Origin of the sequence: Cellulomonas carbonis (assembly GCF_014636275.1) — a bacterium.
Classification (GTDB): Bacteria; Actinomycetota; Actinomycetes; order Actinomycetales; family Cellulomonadaceae; genus Actinotalea; species Actinotalea carbonis.
This window is the reverse complement of record NZ_BMEB01000002.1, coordinates 417309-432749: the sequence shown is the minus strand read 5'-3', so window position 1 is coordinate 432749 and position 15441 is coordinate 417309. Positions and strand designations below refer to the sequence as shown.

Here is a 15441-nt window from a genome sequence, read left to right as displayed (position 1 = left end):
GGGCCTCGCGACCACCGACCGCCGCTCGGGGCGCCCGTCGCACGCGCTCGCCGCTCGCGACCCGTGTCGCACCCGGCCGGTACCGTCGGGACCATGCCGCGCAGCCGTTGGGAGCAGAAGGTCGAGGCCGATCCCGAGCACTCGCACTGGTACGTCGAGCGGTTCCGCCGCATGGCCGCCCAGGGTGCCGACCTGGCGGGTGAGGCGAGGTTCGTCGACGCGATGGTCCCCCGCGGCGCGCGCGTCCTCGACGCCGGCTGCGGACCGGGGCGCGTGGGCGGTGAGCTCGCACGGCGCGGGCACGTCGTCGTCGGCGTCGACGTCGACCCCGTGCTGATCGCCGCGGCCGAGGAGGACCACCCCGGGCCGACGTGGCTCGTCGGCGACCTCGCCGAGCTCGACCTCCCGGCCCGCGGCGTCACCGACCCGTTCGACGTCGTCGTGTGCGCGGGGAACGTCATGACGTTCCTGGCACCGGGCACGGAGGTCGACGTCCTGCGGCGCATGGGGGCGCACCTTGCCCCCACGGGCCGCGCGGTGATCGGCTTCGGGGCCGGTCGCGGCTACGACGTCCGCGCGTTCTTCGCCGACGTCGAGGCCGCCGGCCTGCGGCTCGACCTCGCCCTCGCGTCGTGGGACCTGCGGCCGTTCACCCCCGACGCCGACTTCCTCGTGGCGGTCCTGACGCGAGGCTGACACCGGGCTGACGGAGGCCGACGCCGGGCGACGGAGGCCTCACGGAGGGCCGACCGCGGATTGTCGGGGCAGTCCCGGCACGTCGACACGACGACACGCCGGATGAGGCGCGTCGGCGGGTGAAAACCTCTTGAGCGGGACCCGCCGCGGCCGATGGGAGGAGTCCCGAGTCGCCTGCAGGGGGCGACCCGCTCCCCAGGAGTCAACGCGTGACCAGCTCTTCCGTGCGCACCGTCGCCCTCGCGGCCGCGCTCCTCACGTCGATCGCGACGGCCCTGCCCGCCGCCGCGTCGGCGGACCCCCGGCTCACGACCGCGTCCCCCGCGGCCGAGGGCACAGCACCAGCCCCGCTCGACCCGGCGCCGCTCGACCCAGCCCCGCTCGACCCGGCCCAGCCGACCGCCACGCCCACCGCCCCGCCCGCGGCCGACCAGCCGCTCACGGAGCCTGAGCCCGAGGTCGTCCCCGAGCCGGAGCCTGCCCCCGAGGGCGCCGACGCGCCGTCCGCTCCCACGGACGTGCCCGCGATCGCCGCGCTCGAGATGCCCCCGCAGGGCTACAACGGCGAGGTGCGCGGCGCCGTCGGCGCGTGGGCCGGGTTCGCGAACGGACGCATCCCGGCCTCGGTCATGTGCTCGCCCGCGTGGGCGACCCGGCACCTGTTCCGCTGCGACGCGAACCGCGCGCTCGCGGAGCTCAACGCGGCGTACCGCTCGGCGTTCGGGGTCAACCTGTCGCTGACGTCGTCGTACCGCAGCTACGACGAGCAGGTGCGGCTCAAGCAGCTCAAGCCGACGCTCGCGGCGACGCCCGGCACCTCCAACCACGGCTGGGGCCTCGCGGTGGACCTCGGCGGGGGCGTACAGAACTTCGGCTCGCCGCAGCACAACTGGATGCGCGCGAACGCCAACCGCTTCGGGTTCTTCCACCCGCGCTGGGCGCAGATCAACGGCTCGCTGCCCGAGGCGTGGCACTGGGAGTACGCAGGCGCCGTCGCGTCGGGTCGCACCGACCAGGCGCGCGGCCTCGCGATGGAGCTCACCCGCACGCAGCCGTGGGACGGCGTCGCCGAGCGCGCGTGCCTCGGCGACCTGTGGCAGCGCGCGAGCCGGTGGGACCGTGCCGCCGCGGGCGCCGGTGACCTGCGCGGCATCCCGCAGCTGAGCATGAGCGCGCTGTACGGCTCGCGCTGGGCGACGTCGTCGGCCGCCACCACCTACCTGCAGAACCCGCAGACGCAGATCGAGCGCGGCCTCGCCGCCGTCACCGACCGCTTCGCCGGTCCGTGCCGGGCGCTCACGGGGATCCCGATGGCGAAGGTGCGCCACCCGTACCTGTCGGCGGCGACGGTCCCGCAGGGCACCCCGGTCACGCTGCGCGCGACGACGTACGGCACGCTGCACTGGAAGCTCGAGGTGACCGACGCGCGCACCAACGTCGTCCTGCACCGCTCGTCGGGCACCGCCGTCGAGGGCGGCCCGGGCGTCGAGGCGACGTGGAACGGCCGCACGCTGACCGGCAAGGTCGTCGGCACGGGTCCGTACCGGTTCACGGTCACGGGTACCGACGGGCACAGCGGCACGCCCGTCGCGCCGTGGAGCGGCGTCGTCGGCGTCACGGGCTCGCAGGTCCCGCCCGTGGTGGCCGCCGCACCGCTCGTCGGCGACCTCCGCTTCGTCCCGATCACGCCCGCGCGCGTGCTCGACACGCGTCCCGAGGCGCAGTCCGTCGGACCGGCGTCGCGGCTCGACGTCGTCGTCGCCGGTGTGCACGGCGTGCCCGCCGACGCCAAGGCCGTCGCGCTCAACGTCACCGCCGTGAGCCCCGCGGGGCCGACGCACCTGCGCGCGTGGCCCGCGGGTCGGCCGATCCCGAACAGCTCGGTCCTCAACACCGACCAGAACCGCTCCGCGACCGCCGCGGGCGTGGCCGTCGGCGTGGGTGGCCAGGGCAAGGTCAGCCTCTACAACGACGCGGGGTCCGCGCACCTCGTCGTCGACGTCACGGGCTACTGGACGACGGCGGGCGGCGTCGGCTACGGCGCGCTCGCCGAGCCGGCCCGCGTCCTGGACACGCGCACCACGGGCGTCGTCCCGGCCCCCGGTGCCCCGGTCACGGTCCCGGTCGCGGGCCGCGCCGGGGTCCCCGCGGACGCGACGGCCGTCGTCGTCAACGTGACGTCGGCGCGCTCGCGCGGCAACGGCAACGTCGCAGTCGTCCCGCAGGGCCGTGCGGTCACGACGTCGACCGTCAACCACCTGCCCGGCAACGACGTCGCGAACCACGCGACGGTCGCGCTGCGCAACGGGCGGCTCGACGTGCACGCCGCGGGCGGCACGGGCCACGTGGTCGTCGACGTGGTCGGCTGGTACGGGCCGGGCGGCGCCGCGCGGTTCACGCCGATCCAGCCGACGCGCGCGATCGACACGCGCGGCACCGGTGTGCCCGTCGGCCCGGCCGACACGCTCACGGTGCCTGTGGTGGCGAGCACCGGCATCCCGCGCGACGCCGTCGCGGCGGCCGTGACGCTGACCGCGACCCGGCAGAGCGCCGCGGCGACGTACCTCACGACGTGGGGCACGGGCGCGGAGCGGCCGGGGACGTCGGTGCTCAACACCGGGCACGGACGCGACCAGGCCAACCTCGCGATCGTGCGCCTCGGCGAGGGCGGCTCGGCCGACGTCTACAACAACGCCGGCACGACCGACGTCGTGCTCGACGTCACGGGGTACTTCCGCCGGCCCTGACCGGACCGGGTCCCGGCGTGCGGTGAGCGCGCCGGGCCGGCCCCGCTCGACCACGTCACGCGCAGGGCGCGTCCGTCCCCAGGACGGGCGCGCCCTGCGTCGTCGTGTCGGACCGCCGTGGCACGCTCACGGGCCGTGGGCGGACGGCGGTGGGGCGGGAGCAGGGCGGTGCGACGACGACGCCGCTCGCGCGCCGCGACCGCCCTCGCGACGCTCGTGTCGGTGCTGCTCGCCGGTGCGCTGCTGACGGCGACGGACGTCGGCGCCGATGCCGGCCTGCCGGACCTGCTCGGTGCGCGCCGGCCGACCGGGCACGTCGTCGGCGTGACGCAGGTCCAGCTCGACCGGGCGCGGGAGGACCTCGCGTCGCTCGAGGTCGCCGGACGGGCGCCGATGACGGGATACGACCGCGACCAGTTCGGCCAGGCGTGGGCCGACGCCGACCGCAACGGCTGCGACACGCGCAACGACGTGCTGCGCCGCGACCTCACGGACGTCGTCCTCGACGAGCGGACGGGCGGGTGCGTCGTCCTCACCGGGACGCTCGTCGACCCGTACGGCGGCGGGACGATCGCGTTCGAGCGCGGCGAGCGCAGCGCCGACGTCCAGGTCGACCACGTCGTGGCGCTCGCGGACGCGTGGCAGAAGGGTGCGCAGCAGTGGACGCCCGCGCAGCGCGAGCTCTTCGCGAACGACCCGGCGAACCTGCTCGCCGTCGACGGCCCGCTCAACCAGCAGAAGGGTGCGGGCGACGCCGCGACGTGGCTGCCGCCCGAGCGGGGCTTCCGCTGCCGGTACGTCCTGCTCCAGGTCCGGGTCAAGGCCGCGTACGGGCTGCGCGTGACCGCGGCCGAGCGCGACGCGATGGACCGGTGGCTCGACCGGTGCGTCGTCCTGGAGGGGCCGTGAGTCGGGTGCGCGGCGCCGAGGGTGACGTCCGTGATCGACGTCGCGCCGTGACGGACCTACCCTCGGCAGATGGCGCGCTACCTCGACGTCCACCCCGCCAACCCCCAGCCGCGGACCATCGGGCAGGTCGTCGCGATGCTGCGCGACGACGCGCTCGTCGCGTACCCCACCGACTCGGGCTACGCGTTCGGCGCGGCGATGGACAGCCACACGGCGGCCGATCGCATCCGCCGCATCCGGCACCTCGACGCGAAGCACCACTTCACGCTCGTGTGCGCCGACTTCGCGCAGCTCGGCCAGTTCGTGCACCTCGACAACGCGGCGTTCCGCGCCATCAAGGCAGCGACCCCCGGGCCGTACACGTTCATCCTCCCCGCGACCAAGGAGGTGCCGCGCCGCCTCGCGCACGAGCGGAAGCGCACCGTCGGGGTGCGGATCCCGGACAACGTCGTCGCGCAGACGCTCGTCCGCGAGCTCGGCGAACCGCTCCTGTCGAGCACGCTCCTGCTGCCGGACCACCCCGAGCCGCTCACCGAGGGCTGGGCGATCAAGGAGGAGCTCGACCACGTCATCGACGCGGTGCTCGACGGCGGCGAGGTCGTCGCGGAGCCCACGACGGTCGTCGACTGGTCCGAGGGGTACCCCGAGGTCGTGCGCGTCGGGGCGGGCGACCCGGACCGGTTCTGACCCGACGGCCGGCTCCGGTTGTCGCGTCGGCCGCGAGCCGGAGGAGCGCCCTGGGGACCACCCCGAGGACCGCCCTGGGGACCGCCCTCACCCGCGCGAGGGAGCCAGGACCCTCCGCACGGGTGTCGTCCGGCGACGGCGTCTCCGCGAGGATCGGCGCATGAGCCGACGTGCGTGGGTGCTGCCCGGTGTGCTCGCGTCGCTGCTCGCGGTCCTGTTCGTCACGACCCCGGCCGACATCTGGGTGCTCGAGGACCCCTCGTCCGGGACGTACGGCATCAGCTGGTCCGCCGCGATGACGCCCTGGGTCGCGGCCGTCGTCCTCGCGCGCGTCAGCCTCGTGGTCGGCGTCCTGCTGTCGGCCGTCCGGCCCGGGCTCGCGACGCTGCTGGGCCTCTGGCCGTTCGGGCTCGTCGTGGTGATCGGGTGGTTCGACTGGGGGTGGTGGCTCGGCCTCGTGATGATCGCCGTCGTCGCCGCGACGCACGGTCGACGCATGGCACTCGCGCCGCTCCTCGCGGCCCTCGCCGTGGCGACCGTCTACTGCCTGACGTTCGTGCCGGCCATGCTGCCGGTCGGGCCCGTGACGTCGGGCACGGGCCCGCGTCCCGAGGCCGAGGTGCTCACGGTCTACCTCGGCATGACGGTCGCGGCCGTCGCGATCGCGTGGGCGATCGGCGCGGGCAACCGGTCGCGTCGCCGGACCGCCGAGGCCGCCGTCGCGTCACGCCGCGCGCTCGAGTCCGAGTCCGTGACCGCCGAGCGCGCGCGCATCGCCCGGGACCTGCACGACGTCGTCGCGCACCACATCTCGCTCGTCGCGGTGCGCGCCGAGAGCGCGCCGTACACGCACCCGACCCTGGGAGAGGACGCCCGGCGCGTGCTCGCCGACATCGCGACCGACGCGCGGGGAGCGCTCAACGAGCTGCGTCAGGTCCTCGTCGTGCTCCAGCGCAGCGAGGGTGACGGCGCCGCACGCGCACCCCAGCCGGGCGCCGACGACGTCGCGACGCTCGTCGAGCAGGCGCGCTCAGCGGGTCAGGACGTGCGGTTCACGCGGTCGGGCGACGGCGCGGTCCCGCCGACCGTCGGCTACGCGCTCTTCCGGGCTGCGCAGGAGGCACTGACCAACGCCCGCCGGCACGCGCCCGGGTCACCGGTCACGCTCGACCTGTCGGCGCACGGCGCGCTCGCACGGCTGCGTTGCACCAACCCCGTCGCCGCCGACGACGACGTCGCCCCGGGCCGCGGCCTGCTCGGCATGCGCGAGCGCGTCGAGTCGGTGGGCGGGGTGCTGACCGTGACGTCCCGCGGCGGGGTCTTCGGCGTCGACGTCGTCGTGCCCACCCGGGTGGGCGCCGCACCGCTCACGGAGGTGCCGCGAGCGGTCGGTCCCGCTCGGGTCGCGCCCGCCACGCCCGGGGGCGGCGCATGATCCGCACGGTCGTCGCGGACGACCAGCCCGTGGTGCGGCACGGGTTCGCCGCGATCCTCGACTCGGCACCGGACATCGAGATCGTGGGGTCGGCCGGCGACGGCCGCGAGCTCGTCACGCTCGTCCGGGAGACGGCGCCCGACGTCGCCGTCGTCGACGTGCGCATGCCGGTGCTCGACGGCATCGCCGCGACGGCGCGCATCACGGCCGAGCACCCGTCGACGCGCGTGCTCGTGCTCACGACGTTCGACCTCGACGAGTACGTCTACGACGCGCTCCAGGCCGGTGCGAGCGGGTTCCTGCTCAAGGACGTCCCGGCGGACCGGCTCGTCGAGGGCGTGCGGGCCGTCGCGGACGGGTCGATGCTGCTCGGGCCCAACGTGACGCGCCGCCTGGTGTCCGACGTCGCGGCCCGCACGCCCGCACCCGAGCCGGTCCCGGGCCTCGACACGTTGACGCCGCGCGAGCACGAGGTGCTGCTCGCGGTCGCGCGCGGTCTGTCGAACGCGGAGATCGCCGCCGAGCTGTGGGTCACCGAGCAGACCGTCAAGACCCACGTCGCGGCGGTCCTGCGCAAGCTCGCGCGCCGCGACCGCGTGCAGCTCGTCATCGCGGCGTACGAGTCAGGTCTGGTCTGACCGGCGGGTCCGACCGGCGTCACGACGGCACGCGACGGCGCGACCGGCCCCCGTCGGGCGACGGGAAGAGACCGGGCCCGCGACGTGTTGCCGCTCACATGCCACTGACCGGGGAGTACGCACCGAGCCCGTCCGACTGGGCGCGCCAGCAGGCCGAGACCTTCGAGGCGACGAACGGCGCCGAGGCGAACACGCTGCGCGGCGTGCCGATCGTCGTCATCACGTCGGTCGGCGCGTCGTCGGGGAAGCTGCGCAAGACGCCGCTCATGCGCGTCGAGCACGACGGCGAGTACGTCGCCGTCGCGTCCAAGGGTGGGGCGCCCGAGCACCCGACCTGGTACCGCAACTTCCTCACCAGCCCGTTCGTCGAGCTCCAGGACGGACCGACGCGGCGCGACTACCGCGTGCGCGAGCTGTCCGGTGCCGAGCGGGAGACGTGGTGGGAGCGCGCCGTCGCCGTCTGGCCCGACTACGCGCAGTACCAGGCCAACACCGACCGCCAGATCCCGCTGCTGCTGCTCACGCCGGTGGACGCGGCGTCGGACGCGGCCCGGCCGGGCGGGGAGTCGTCGCAGCCCGCGGGCTGACGAGCCGGACGACGCCCGACCCGGCCGCGGCACCCACCGCGTACGCGGCCAGGTCGGGCGCCCAGAACGTCGAGCCGAGCACGAGGCGCACCACGGAGCCCAGCGTCGGCGCGGCGTCCGCGAGCGCCACCGCGACCCCCGCGAGCTGGAGCAGCTCGACGACGACGCACACCGCGAACGCGACGCCACCGACGACGACGGCGCGCAGCCGCGGGAGCGCGATCGCCAGCAGGACCGTGACGAGCACCGCGTAGAGCGCGCCGCCCACGAGGTCGCCGACGACGCCGCCGAGCGCCGTCGTCGCCAGGCCCAGGACGACCACGACCACCGCGGTCACGGCCAGTCGGGCGCGCGACCGCTCGGGAACCATCGGGCGACCGTACTGCGCCGCGGCCCGGTCCCATGCCTCCGGCGCCCGCACCGGCCGGGGCCCTGAGAAGGCGACCGGTCCCGCCCACCGCCGCGCCGCCGGCGCGACCGGCGGACCACCCGCGACCACCATCCGGGACGGCGGGACCGGATGCTGACCGAAGGTCCCATGCGCCGGGGACCGCCCCTCCGTAGCGTCCGTGATCGGACAGCGCCAGTCCGTGCACCCCGTGCCGCCCGGCGCGTCGGCGCACGGCGGCGGATGCGGCGCGACGCGCCCGGACGAGGGAGTTCCCATGACCGCCCCGACCCTGACGGACGCGACGCACGGTCCCGACGCGCGCACCGACGACGACGCCTCCTCGCCGGGCCGGTCCGACGCCGCGGCGCTCGCCACCCTGGACCTGCCCGACGACGTGCGCACGGTCCTGACGTCGGCACGCAGCGTGGTCGTCCCGCGCTCGCGCGACGAGCTGTACCGGCTCGCGCTCGGGCCCGACGGCGGTCCGCGCTTCTCGGTCGCGTACGACGTCGCGGGCGAGCCGGTCGTCGAGGCCGAGGTGGTCCGCTGCCGCAACGGCGTCTCGGTGAACTACCCCGAGGACTACATGCGGCGCCGGGACCCCGACTGCATGCGCATCGGCGACGACCTGCCGTCCGACAAGCCGCGCTTCGCGGACCGGCACGGCGGTCCCTTCGCACCCGTCCGCACCGAGACCCTCGCGTGGCTCGCCGAGCAGGACCTCGTCGTCGTGCCGTTCCGGGCGGGCGGGCCGCGGTTCGGGTACCCGTCGCTCGGCGTCGTGCCGGTCAACGCGGCGTTCTTCGCGCTCGCGCTCGCCGACCTGCAGGGGTTCACGACGCTCGACGACCTCGTCGCGCAGCACGGCGCCTTCGCGCCGCGGTCGGTCCTGTACGTCGCGCCGCCGTTCCGGCACACGCACTTCGCGGGGCGCCAGGTCGTCGTGCACGACCGCACCGAGACGCTGCACGAGGTGTTCGCCTACAACCTGTACCCGGGGCCGAGCGCCAAGAAGGGCGTGTTCTCGGTGCTGCTCGACATCGGCGAGCAGGAGGGCTGGCTCACCGCGCACGCGTCGAGCGTCCGCGTCACGACGCCGTACGAGAACGAGACGATCGTCATGCACGAGGGCGCGTCGGGCGGCGGCAAGTCGGAGATGTGCCAGGAGATCCGGCGTCAGGAGGACGGGCGGATCCTGCTCGGCACGAACGTCGTCACGGGCGAGCCGTACGTCATCACGCTGTCCGAGACGAGCCGGCTCGAACCCGTCACCGACGACATGACGCTGTGCCACGCGTCGCTGCAGACCGGGTCCGGCAAGCTCGTCGTGACGGACGCCGAGGACGGCTGGTTCGTGCGCGTCGACAACCTCACCGAGTACGGCGAGGACTGCCACCTCGAGCGCGTGTTCATCCACCCCGCCGAGCCGCTCGTGTTCTTCAACCTCGACGGCGTGCCCGACGCGACGTGCCTCCCGTGGGAGCACACGCTCGACTCGACGGGGACGCCGTGCCCGAACCCGCGCGTCGTCGTGCCGAGGCGACTCATCCGCGGCGTGGTCGACGAGCCCGAGGAGGTCGACGTCCGCACGTTCGGCGTGCGGATGCCGGCGTGCACGCGCACGAGCCCGACGTACGGCGTGATGGGGATGATGCACCTCGTCCCGCCCGCGCTCGCGTGGCTGTGGCGGCTCATCGCGCCGCGCGGGGACAAGAACCCGTCGATCGGTGAGAGCGCCGACGCGGTGCAGCGGCTCGCGCACGGCGGCATGGTGTCCGAGGGCGTCGGGTCGTTCTGGCCGTTCTCGACCGGGACGCGGGTCGGCGGCGCGAACCTCCTGCTGCGGCAGATCGTCGACGCGCCGCGCACGCGCTACGTGCTCACGCCGAACCAGCACATCGGCGCCTACAAGGTCGGCTTCGCGGCGGAGTGGCTCACGCGCGAGTACCTCGCACGGCGCGGCGGCGGGCGGATCCGGCCCGACCAGCTCGTCGCGTCGCGCTGCCCGCTGTTCGGCTACACGCTGCGCGAGATGAAGATCGACGGCCAGCTGATCCGGCCGACGTTCCTGCGGACCGACCAGCAGTCGCAGGTCGGCGTCGAGGCGTACGACGTCGGCGCGCGCATCCTCACCGACTTCTTCCAGGCCGAGCTGGCGCAGTACCTGACCGACGACCTCGACCCGCTGGGGCGGGCGATCATCGAGGTGTGCCTGCGCGACGGCGGCATCGAGGAGTACGAGGCGCTCACGCCGATGGTGGGGTGAGCGGGCGGGTCGGCGCCGCGCTGGACCCCCTCCGGGGAAGGTCAGTGCCGCATGGCGACGCCGACCGTCCCCACTCCGTGGCCCACCCCGGCGGCGGTGCGTCGCCGTCAGCGGCGGCGGTGGTCCTCGACCGCGAGGCGCGGCCCGAAGCGCGGGGCGCGTGCGACGCCGGTCAGGAGCAACGCCCGGATGACGCGGTAGCGGTGCGGGCGGTAGGGCTCGAGGAGCGCGAGCATCCCGTCGTCGTCGACACGGCGGCCCACGAGCGCGTGACCGACCTGGTTGGGCAGGTGGAAGTCGCCGACCGACACGGCGTCGGCGTCGCCGAGCGCACGCTGGGTCGTCTCGGCGGCGGTCCACGGCCCGATGCCCGGGATGGTGAGCAGCCGGCGCCACGTCTCGGCGACGGGCATGTCGACGGACTCCTCCAGCCGGCCCGCGACCCGCGCCGCGGCGACGACGGCGCGCGCCCGGGCGGGGTCGACGCCGGCGCGGTGGAAGTCCCACACGGGCACCGACGCCCAGGCCGCAGCCGACGGCGGGACGTGCATGCCCTCGGGTGCGGGACCCGGCGCCGGTGTGCCGTGGGCCCGGACGAGCCAGCGCCACGCGTCCTGCGCGGTCCGCGTGATGACGCGCTGCTCGAGGACCGCGGGGACGAGCGCCTCGAGGACCAGGTCGGTCCGCGGGATGCGGACGTGCGCCGACCGGCGCAGCGCGTCGCGGACGGTGCCGGGCGGCGGGTCGAGGCCCGCGTCGTCGTCGTGCTCGCCGAGCATCGCGGGTGCCCGGTCGAGCGCCTCCTCGGCGCCGTCGCCCCACGCGGACACGTGCACCGTGGACGGTCCGGTCTGGTGCAGGCGGACCGTCGTCGGCCCCGAGCGCAGGAGCGTCGCCCGCCACACCGCGCCGTCGACCGTCCGCACGAACGCCGGGTCCCGCGGGCCGCGCCGCAGCGGGGACAGGGTGCGGTGCACGTCGGTCGGCCGCGACAGCTCGACCGTCCGCACGAGCGCCGCGGCGGCCTGGGTCTGCACCGGCCCAGGGTCGCACGCGCACCTGACAGGGCCCCCGGAGGCCGGCCCGCCACCCGCCACCCGGGTCGCCGCCCCCCGCCGCCCGCCACCCGCTCCCCGCCGCCCGCCGCCCACTCCCCGCCACCCGGGTCGCCGAGTTCGCGTGTTCGGGTCCGAGCTCGCGGACGTCGCACGCGAGCTCGACGGTCAAACGCGAAGTCGGCGTCGGACGACGCACCCCTTGCCCGCCGCCAGCCGCTCCCCCGCCACCCGCTCCCCCGCCAACCGCGCTCCGGCGTGGGTGCCCACCCGGCGTGCCGGCCACTAGCCTTCCGTCACCCCAGCACCGTCGCTGCACCGGAGGAACCGCCGCCCATGGACGTCGTCGTCGTCGTGTACCGCCTGTTCGTGGCGCTCCTCGCATTCGTCGCGACGAAGGAGATCTGGCTCGAGGGCGACCTGCACGGGCTCGTGTTCTTCACGAACCAGTCGAACCTCGCGTTCGGCGTGGTGCTCGTGTGGGCGGCGGTCGCGTCGCTCGGCCGGGTGCCGCAGCCGCCGGTGTGGCTCAAGGGCGGCGTCACGCTGTTCCTCGGCATCACCGGGCTGATCAGCCACTTCGTCCTCGCACCCGAGGACCCGGACGCGCCCGTGCTGTTCCTCGGGCTGACGTCGGGGCAGATCGAGCACCAGATCACGCCGATCGCCGCGTTCGCCGACTTCGTGCTGCTCGACCGGCACCGCCGCGCGTGGTGGAGGACGCCGCTGCTGTGGCTCGGGTACCTCGTCGCCTACGTGTGCTTCACGACCCTGCGCGCCGAGCTCCTCCCCGAGCCGCACTACCCGTACGGCTTCATCGACCTCGGCGAGCTCGGCTGGGGCGGGCTCGCTGTCAACGTCGCGATGTACGGCGTGGGCTTCTACGCCCTGGGCATGGTGATCGTGACGATCGACCGGTTGCTGCCCGTCGGCCCGCTGATCGGGTCGGCCGGTGAGCGCGGGCCGCTCGCTGCACGGACGACGAGCGGGACCGCCCGCGAGCGCGACGAGGCGGGCGTGCGCTGACGACGCCGACGGCTCAGAGGTCGCTGAGAGCGCTGACGCCGCCGACGGCGCAGAGGTCGCCGAGCGCGCCGAGTGCGCAGCCCGGTCAGGCGGTACCGGCCGCGTTCACCGCGAGCACGACGAGGATCGCCGTGCCGACGAGGCCGCACACGATGCCGGTGATCGCCCGTCCGCGGCCGTGGCCCTCGTGCTTCGAGGCGCGCACGAGCGCCCAGACGCCGGTCGCGATCGCGAAGGGCCCGAGCACCCAGATGCCGAGCGCGAGCAGGCCGAGGTAGCCCGCGGTGATCGACTGCCACGAGCGGCCGACCGGGAGCAGCCAGTGCACGACGTTCCGCGGGCCGTTCTCGGGTGCGGGCGGCGTGCCCCACGCCGGGTAGACCTGCCCGTCCCACGGCCTCGTCACCATGGGCTGCGCGCCGTACCCGGCGGCGTACGGCTGGGCTCCGTACGGCTGGCCTCCGTAGGGCTGTGCTCCGTAGGGCTGCGCGGCGTACGGCTGCGCAGCGGAGGGCTGCCCGCCGTAGGACGGCTGGGCGGCGTACGCCCCACCGAGGTGCGGGTCCACCGTCGCGGCCCCGGGCGCATGCCCGGCCGTCGCGGCCACGGGCTGCGCGTACGGCGACGCGAAGTCCGCGGTCGGCTCGGGAGCGACGGCACCGGCCGACTCACCCGCGGTCGACGGGCCTGCGGGCTGCTCGGCGGCGTCGGGGGTCGTGTGCTCGGTCCACGCGGCGCCGTCGAACCAGCGCAGCACGCCGTCGGTGATGCCGTCGCGGTACCAGCCGGGCGCGGGAGAGGTGTCGGACACCCTCCGGCTGTCGACACTCGACCGGGTGACCTTGACGGGACCCGGCCCGGTTCACCCTGTCGGGCCTGCAGAACAGGACCGGTCGTGCCGATGAGTCCTTCGACGACGACGTTGGAGGACACGGTGAAGGTGATCGGCGACACGTGGAGCGCGACCGCTCCCGGCGCACGGGACGCCGACCTCGCGCGGACCCTCGACCCGCTCACCCGCTACGGCTGGACGCTCCTGCACGGCCTCGACCGCCCGGGCCGACCGCCCGCCTCGATCGACCACGTCGCCGTCGGCCCGGGTGGTGTCGCGGTCATCGCCGCGGTCCCCCGCCCCCACGCCCCGGCGGACCTGCTCGCCCCGACCGACGACGTCCAGGCCGTCGCCCGGGCCGCGGCCGAGGTCACCGCGCTGCTCGCGCCGCAGCACCGCCGCACGGTCAGCGCGCTCGTCCACGTCCCCTCCCTCACGCGCGGTCCCGCGGCGATGCTGCACGGCGTGCGCGTCGTCGGGCCGCACCTGCTGGTCCCGCACCTGCTGTCGCTGCCGGAGCGGCTCGACCCGGCCGAGGTCGACGAGCTCGCCCAGCAGCTCCGCGACCGGCTCGCGGGTCCGGCCACCCAGGTGGCACCGCGGCGGATCGGACGCCGACGCCCGTCCGTGGTCCGCGAGCTCGTGCGCTACGTGTCGGTGGTCGCGGCGACGTGGGGCGTCATCACCTACGTCCTGCCCTGACGTCGGCTCGCCGCAGCCGCCGGCCCAGGCCCGGCTCGTAGGGTTCGGGGCGTGCGCCTCCCCACCGCCCTCGTCGCCGCCGTCTCGCTGGTCGCGGGCTTCGCCGCCGCGCAGCTCACCGGACTGCGGTGGGCGGGTGCGGTCGTCGTCGTCGCGGGTGCGGCGTGGTGCGTCGTGCGTGAGCGGCCGACGACGGCGTGGTGGCGGCTCGCCGTCGTCGTGGCGATCGGGGTCGGCGCGTTCGTGCTGTCGCACGTGCTCGCGGACCTCCTCGGGGCGTGGCCCGCGGTGGGTGTCGCGGCGCTCGCGCTCGGGCTGGTGACGTGGCTGGTGGTCGACCGCGAGCGCACGGGCGGCGACAGGTCCACCGTCCCCCGATGACTTCGGGGCGTGCGGGAGGTCCATCCCCTCGACCGACGATCCCGTCCCGAGGAGCCACCATGACCGTCCAGATGAACCCGTACCTGGGCTTCCGCAGCGAGGCCCGCGAGGCGCTCACGTTCTACGCGTCCGTGTTCGGCGGTGAGCCGACCTTCAGCACGTTCTCCGACTACGGCATGAACCAGGGTCCCGACGACGCCGACCGCGTCATGCACGGGCAGCTCGAGACGGCCGCGGGGTTCGTCCTCATGGCCGCGGACACGCCGAGCGGCATGGAGCGCACCCAGGGCAACGCGTTCTCGGTGTCGCTGAGCGGCGGGCCCGAGGACGACGCCGCGCTGCGCGGCTACTGGGAGAAGCTCTCCGAGGGTGCGCAGATCGGCGAGCAGCTCACGGTCGCGCCGTGGGGCGACGCGTTCGGGATGCTCACGGACCGGTTCGGCGTCGAGTGGATGGTCAACATCGGCGGCGCGGCGAACGCGGGCGGCGACGGGGCGGCCGGCGGCCAGCACGCGACCGACGAGGCGACCGCGCAGATCTGAGCACGGACCTGACCGGGCCGGGCCTCCTCCCCCGCGGGTCGGGGCCCGGCCCCGCGTGATCGGGGCCCGGCCCGCGTGGTCGGGGCCTGGTCCAGCGGGTCACCACAGGTGGCAGGCGCACCCGCACAGGTCGGCCGCGCCCAGCTCGTCCGCGCTGGGACAGCCCTCGTGCTCGTCCGTCATGCACATCGAGCACGTCGGTGCCGGCTCGCCGAGCAGCATCCGCGACAGGTCCTCGAACCGGACCGGGTCGTGCAGCTGGACCATCGTGACCACCTCCTCCGGGACGCCGTCGTCCCTCACCGAGCACATCGGCGGGCGAGGCGACCGTCGTCGGAGTTCGCACGAGACGCCCCTGATCGGAGGCGGGTGAACTGCGCGAGGCTCCGGGGACGCCGCCGGTCGGCGGGCCTGCGTGGGTTCGGGTGGTCGGCGACGGACGGTCGGCCTGGGGGTGGGTGCTGATGCTCGCCGCCGCGGGCGCGCGTGGACGCGATGGCGGAGGACGTGCGGGGGCTCATGGCGTCGCTCGACCCGACGGGTGGTG

Annotated in this window: 16 protein-coding genes; 12 read left to right on the top strand and 4 right to left on the bottom strand. The window is 75.4% G+C overall.

Annotated features, from left to right (window positions below):
* The first annotated feature begins 93 nt into the window (after positions 1 to 93).
* The 7 genes from IEV86_RS07235 (at position 94) to IEV86_RS07205 (ending at position 7699) form a co-directional block, all read left to right on the top strand.
* Positions 94 to 696 (top strand): class I SAM-dependent methyltransferase, encoded by a 603-nt coding sequence (locus tag IEV86_RS07235; protein ID WP_043604591.1) that lies wholly within the window; start codon positions 94 to 96, stop codon positions 694 to 696.
* 209 nt (positions 697 to 905) lie between these two features.
* The gene (locus tag IEV86_RS07230; RefSeq protein WP_229734537.1) at positions 906 to 3443 is read left to right on the top strand and encodes a D-alanyl-D-alanine carboxypeptidase family protein; all 2538 of its coding nucleotides are present in this window, start codon (positions 906 to 908) and stop codon (positions 3441 to 3443) included.
* A 168-nt stretch (positions 3444 to 3611) separates the two neighbouring features.
* The gene (locus tag IEV86_RS07225; protein ID WP_043604553.1) at positions 3612 to 4352 is read left to right on the top strand and encodes an HNH endonuclease family protein; all 741 of its coding nucleotides are present in this window, start codon (positions 3612 to 3614) and stop codon (positions 4350 to 4352) included.
* Between the two features lie 69 nt (positions 4353 to 4421).
* A complete protein-coding gene (locus IEV86_RS07220) occupies positions 4422 to 5039 on the top strand; it encodes an L-threonylcarbamoyladenylate synthase (protein ID WP_043604555.1) in 618 nt (205 codons plus the stop codon).
* Positions 5040 to 5199: 160 nt separating this feature from the next.
* The gene (locus tag IEV86_RS07215; RefSeq protein ID WP_052426036.1) at positions 5200 to 6474 is read left to right on the top strand and encodes a sensor histidine kinase; all 1275 of its coding nucleotides are present in this window, start codon (positions 5200 to 5202) and stop codon (positions 6472 to 6474) included.
* The gene (locus IEV86_RS07210; RefSeq protein ID WP_043604557.1) at positions 6471 to 7112 is read left to right on the top strand and encodes a response regulator transcription factor; all 642 of its coding nucleotides are present in this window, start codon (positions 6471 to 6473) and stop codon (positions 7110 to 7112) included. Before IEV86_RS07215 ends, IEV86_RS07210 begins: the two co-directional genes overlap by 4 nt.
* A gap of 98 nt (positions 7113 to 7210) precedes the next feature.
* The gene (locus IEV86_RS07205; RefSeq protein WP_052426037.1) at positions 7211 to 7699 is read left to right on the top strand and encodes a nitroreductase family deazaflavin-dependent oxidoreductase; all 489 of its coding nucleotides are present in this window, start codon (positions 7211 to 7213) and stop codon (positions 7697 to 7699) included.
* Here the strand turns inward: IEV86_RS07205 and IEV86_RS07200 are convergent.
* On the bottom strand, positions 7632 to 8069 hold the full coding sequence (locus IEV86_RS07200; RefSeq protein WP_081978605.1) for a DUF2809 domain-containing protein: 438 nt from the start codon (positions 8067 to 8069) through the stop codon (positions 7632 to 7634). The two genes, IEV86_RS07205 and IEV86_RS07200, sit on opposite strands and share 68 nt — an antisense overlap.
* A 295-nt stretch (positions 8070 to 8364) precedes the next feature.
* Here IEV86_RS07200 and IEV86_RS07195 point away from each other — a divergent pair, with 295 nt between their 5' ends.
* Positions 8365 to 10356 carry a DUF4914 family protein gene (locus IEV86_RS07195; RefSeq protein WP_081978602.1) on the top strand — a complete coding sequence of 664 codons (1992 nt, stop codon included), beginning with the start codon at positions 8365 to 8367 and terminating at the stop codon, positions 10354 to 10356.
* A 107-nt stretch (positions 10357 to 10463) separates the two neighbouring features.
* On the opposite strand, the gene IEV86_RS07190 is transcribed toward IEV86_RS07195, so the two are convergent.
* Positions 10464 to 11393, bottom strand: a complete 930-nt coding sequence (locus IEV86_RS07190; RefSeq protein ID WP_229734536.1) for a DNA-3-methyladenine glycosylase family protein — start codon at positions 11391 to 11393, stop codon at positions 10464 to 10466.
* A gap of 354 nt (positions 11394 to 11747) precedes the next feature.
* Between IEV86_RS07190 and IEV86_RS07185 the strand changes: the two genes are divergently transcribed.
* Positions 11748 to 12437 carry a Pr6Pr family membrane protein gene (locus IEV86_RS07185; RefSeq protein WP_043605738.1) on the top strand — a complete coding sequence of 230 codons (690 nt, stop codon included), beginning with the start codon at positions 11748 to 11750 and terminating at the stop codon, positions 12435 to 12437.
* 85 nt (positions 12438 to 12522) lie between these two features.
* On the opposite strand, the gene IEV86_RS07180 is transcribed toward IEV86_RS07185, so the two are convergent.
* On the bottom strand, positions 12523 to 13248 hold the full coding sequence (locus IEV86_RS07180; RefSeq protein ID WP_043605732.1) for a DUF2510 domain-containing protein: 726 nt from the start codon (positions 13246 to 13248) through the stop codon (positions 12523 to 12525).
* A gap of 84 nt (positions 13249 to 13332) precedes the next feature.
* On the opposite strand from IEV86_RS07180, the gene IEV86_RS07175 reads away from it, so the two are divergent.
* The 3 genes from IEV86_RS07175 to IEV86_RS07165 are packed head-to-tail and all read left to right on the top strand — an operon-like array spanning position 13333 to position 14894.
* Positions 13333 to 13971, top strand: a complete 639-nt coding sequence (locus IEV86_RS07175) for a hypothetical protein (RefSeq protein WP_152605625.1) — start codon at positions 13333 to 13335, stop codon at positions 13969 to 13971.
* Between the two features lie 51 nt (positions 13972 to 14022).
* Complete coding sequence (locus IEV86_RS07170; protein ID WP_043605728.1) at positions 14023 to 14352, top strand: hypothetical protein; 330 nt, start codon at positions 14023 to 14025, stop codon at positions 14350 to 14352.
* A 59-nt stretch (positions 14353 to 14411) separates the two neighbouring features.
* Complete coding sequence (locus IEV86_RS07165; protein ID WP_052426152.1) at positions 14412 to 14894, top strand: VOC family protein; 483 nt, start codon at positions 14412 to 14414, stop codon at positions 14892 to 14894.
* Positions 14895 to 14993: 99 nt separating this feature from the next.
* Here IEV86_RS07165 and IEV86_RS07160 read toward each other — a convergent pair whose 3' ends face one another.
* A complete protein-coding gene (locus IEV86_RS07160) occupies positions 14994 to 15197 on the bottom strand; it encodes a hypothetical protein (RefSeq protein WP_152605624.1) in 204 nt (67 codons plus the stop codon).
* Positions 15198 to 15441: the final 244 nt, after the last annotated feature.

Coding starts and splice junctions, on each gene's coding strand:
- IEV86_RS07195 (WP_081978602.1), top strand. CDS start 8,365: ATGACCGCCCCGACCCTGACGGACGCGACGCACGGTCCCGACGCGCGC.
- IEV86_RS07215 (WP_052426036.1), top strand. CDS start 5,200: ATGAGCCGACGTGCGTGGGTGCTGCCCGGTGTGCTCGCGTCGCTGCTC.
- IEV86_RS07220 (WP_043604555.1), top strand. CDS start 4,422: ATGGCGCGCTACCTCGACGTCCACCCCGCCAACCCCCAGCCGCGGACC.
- IEV86_RS07210 (WP_043604557.1), top strand. CDS start 6,471: ATGATCCGCACGGTCGTCGCGGACGACCAGCCCGTGGTGCGGCACGGG.
- IEV86_RS07200 (WP_081978605.1), bottom strand. CDS start 8,069: ATGGTTCCCGAGCGGTCGCGCGCCCGACTGGCCGTGACCGCGGTGGTC.
- IEV86_RS07205 (WP_052426037.1), top strand. CDS start 7,211: ATGCCACTGACCGGGGAGTACGCACCGAGCCCGTCCGACTGGGCGCGC.
- IEV86_RS07185 (WP_043605738.1), top strand. CDS start 11,748: ATGGACGTCGTCGTCGTCGTGTACCGCCTGTTCGTGGCGCTCCTCGCA.
- IEV86_RS07235 (WP_043604591.1), top strand. CDS start 94: ATGCCGCGCAGCCGTTGGGAGCAGAAGGTCGAGGCCGATCCCGAGCAC.
- IEV86_RS07165 (WP_052426152.1), top strand. CDS start 14,412: ATGACCGTCCAGATGAACCCGTACCTGGGCTTCCGCAGCGAGGCCCGC.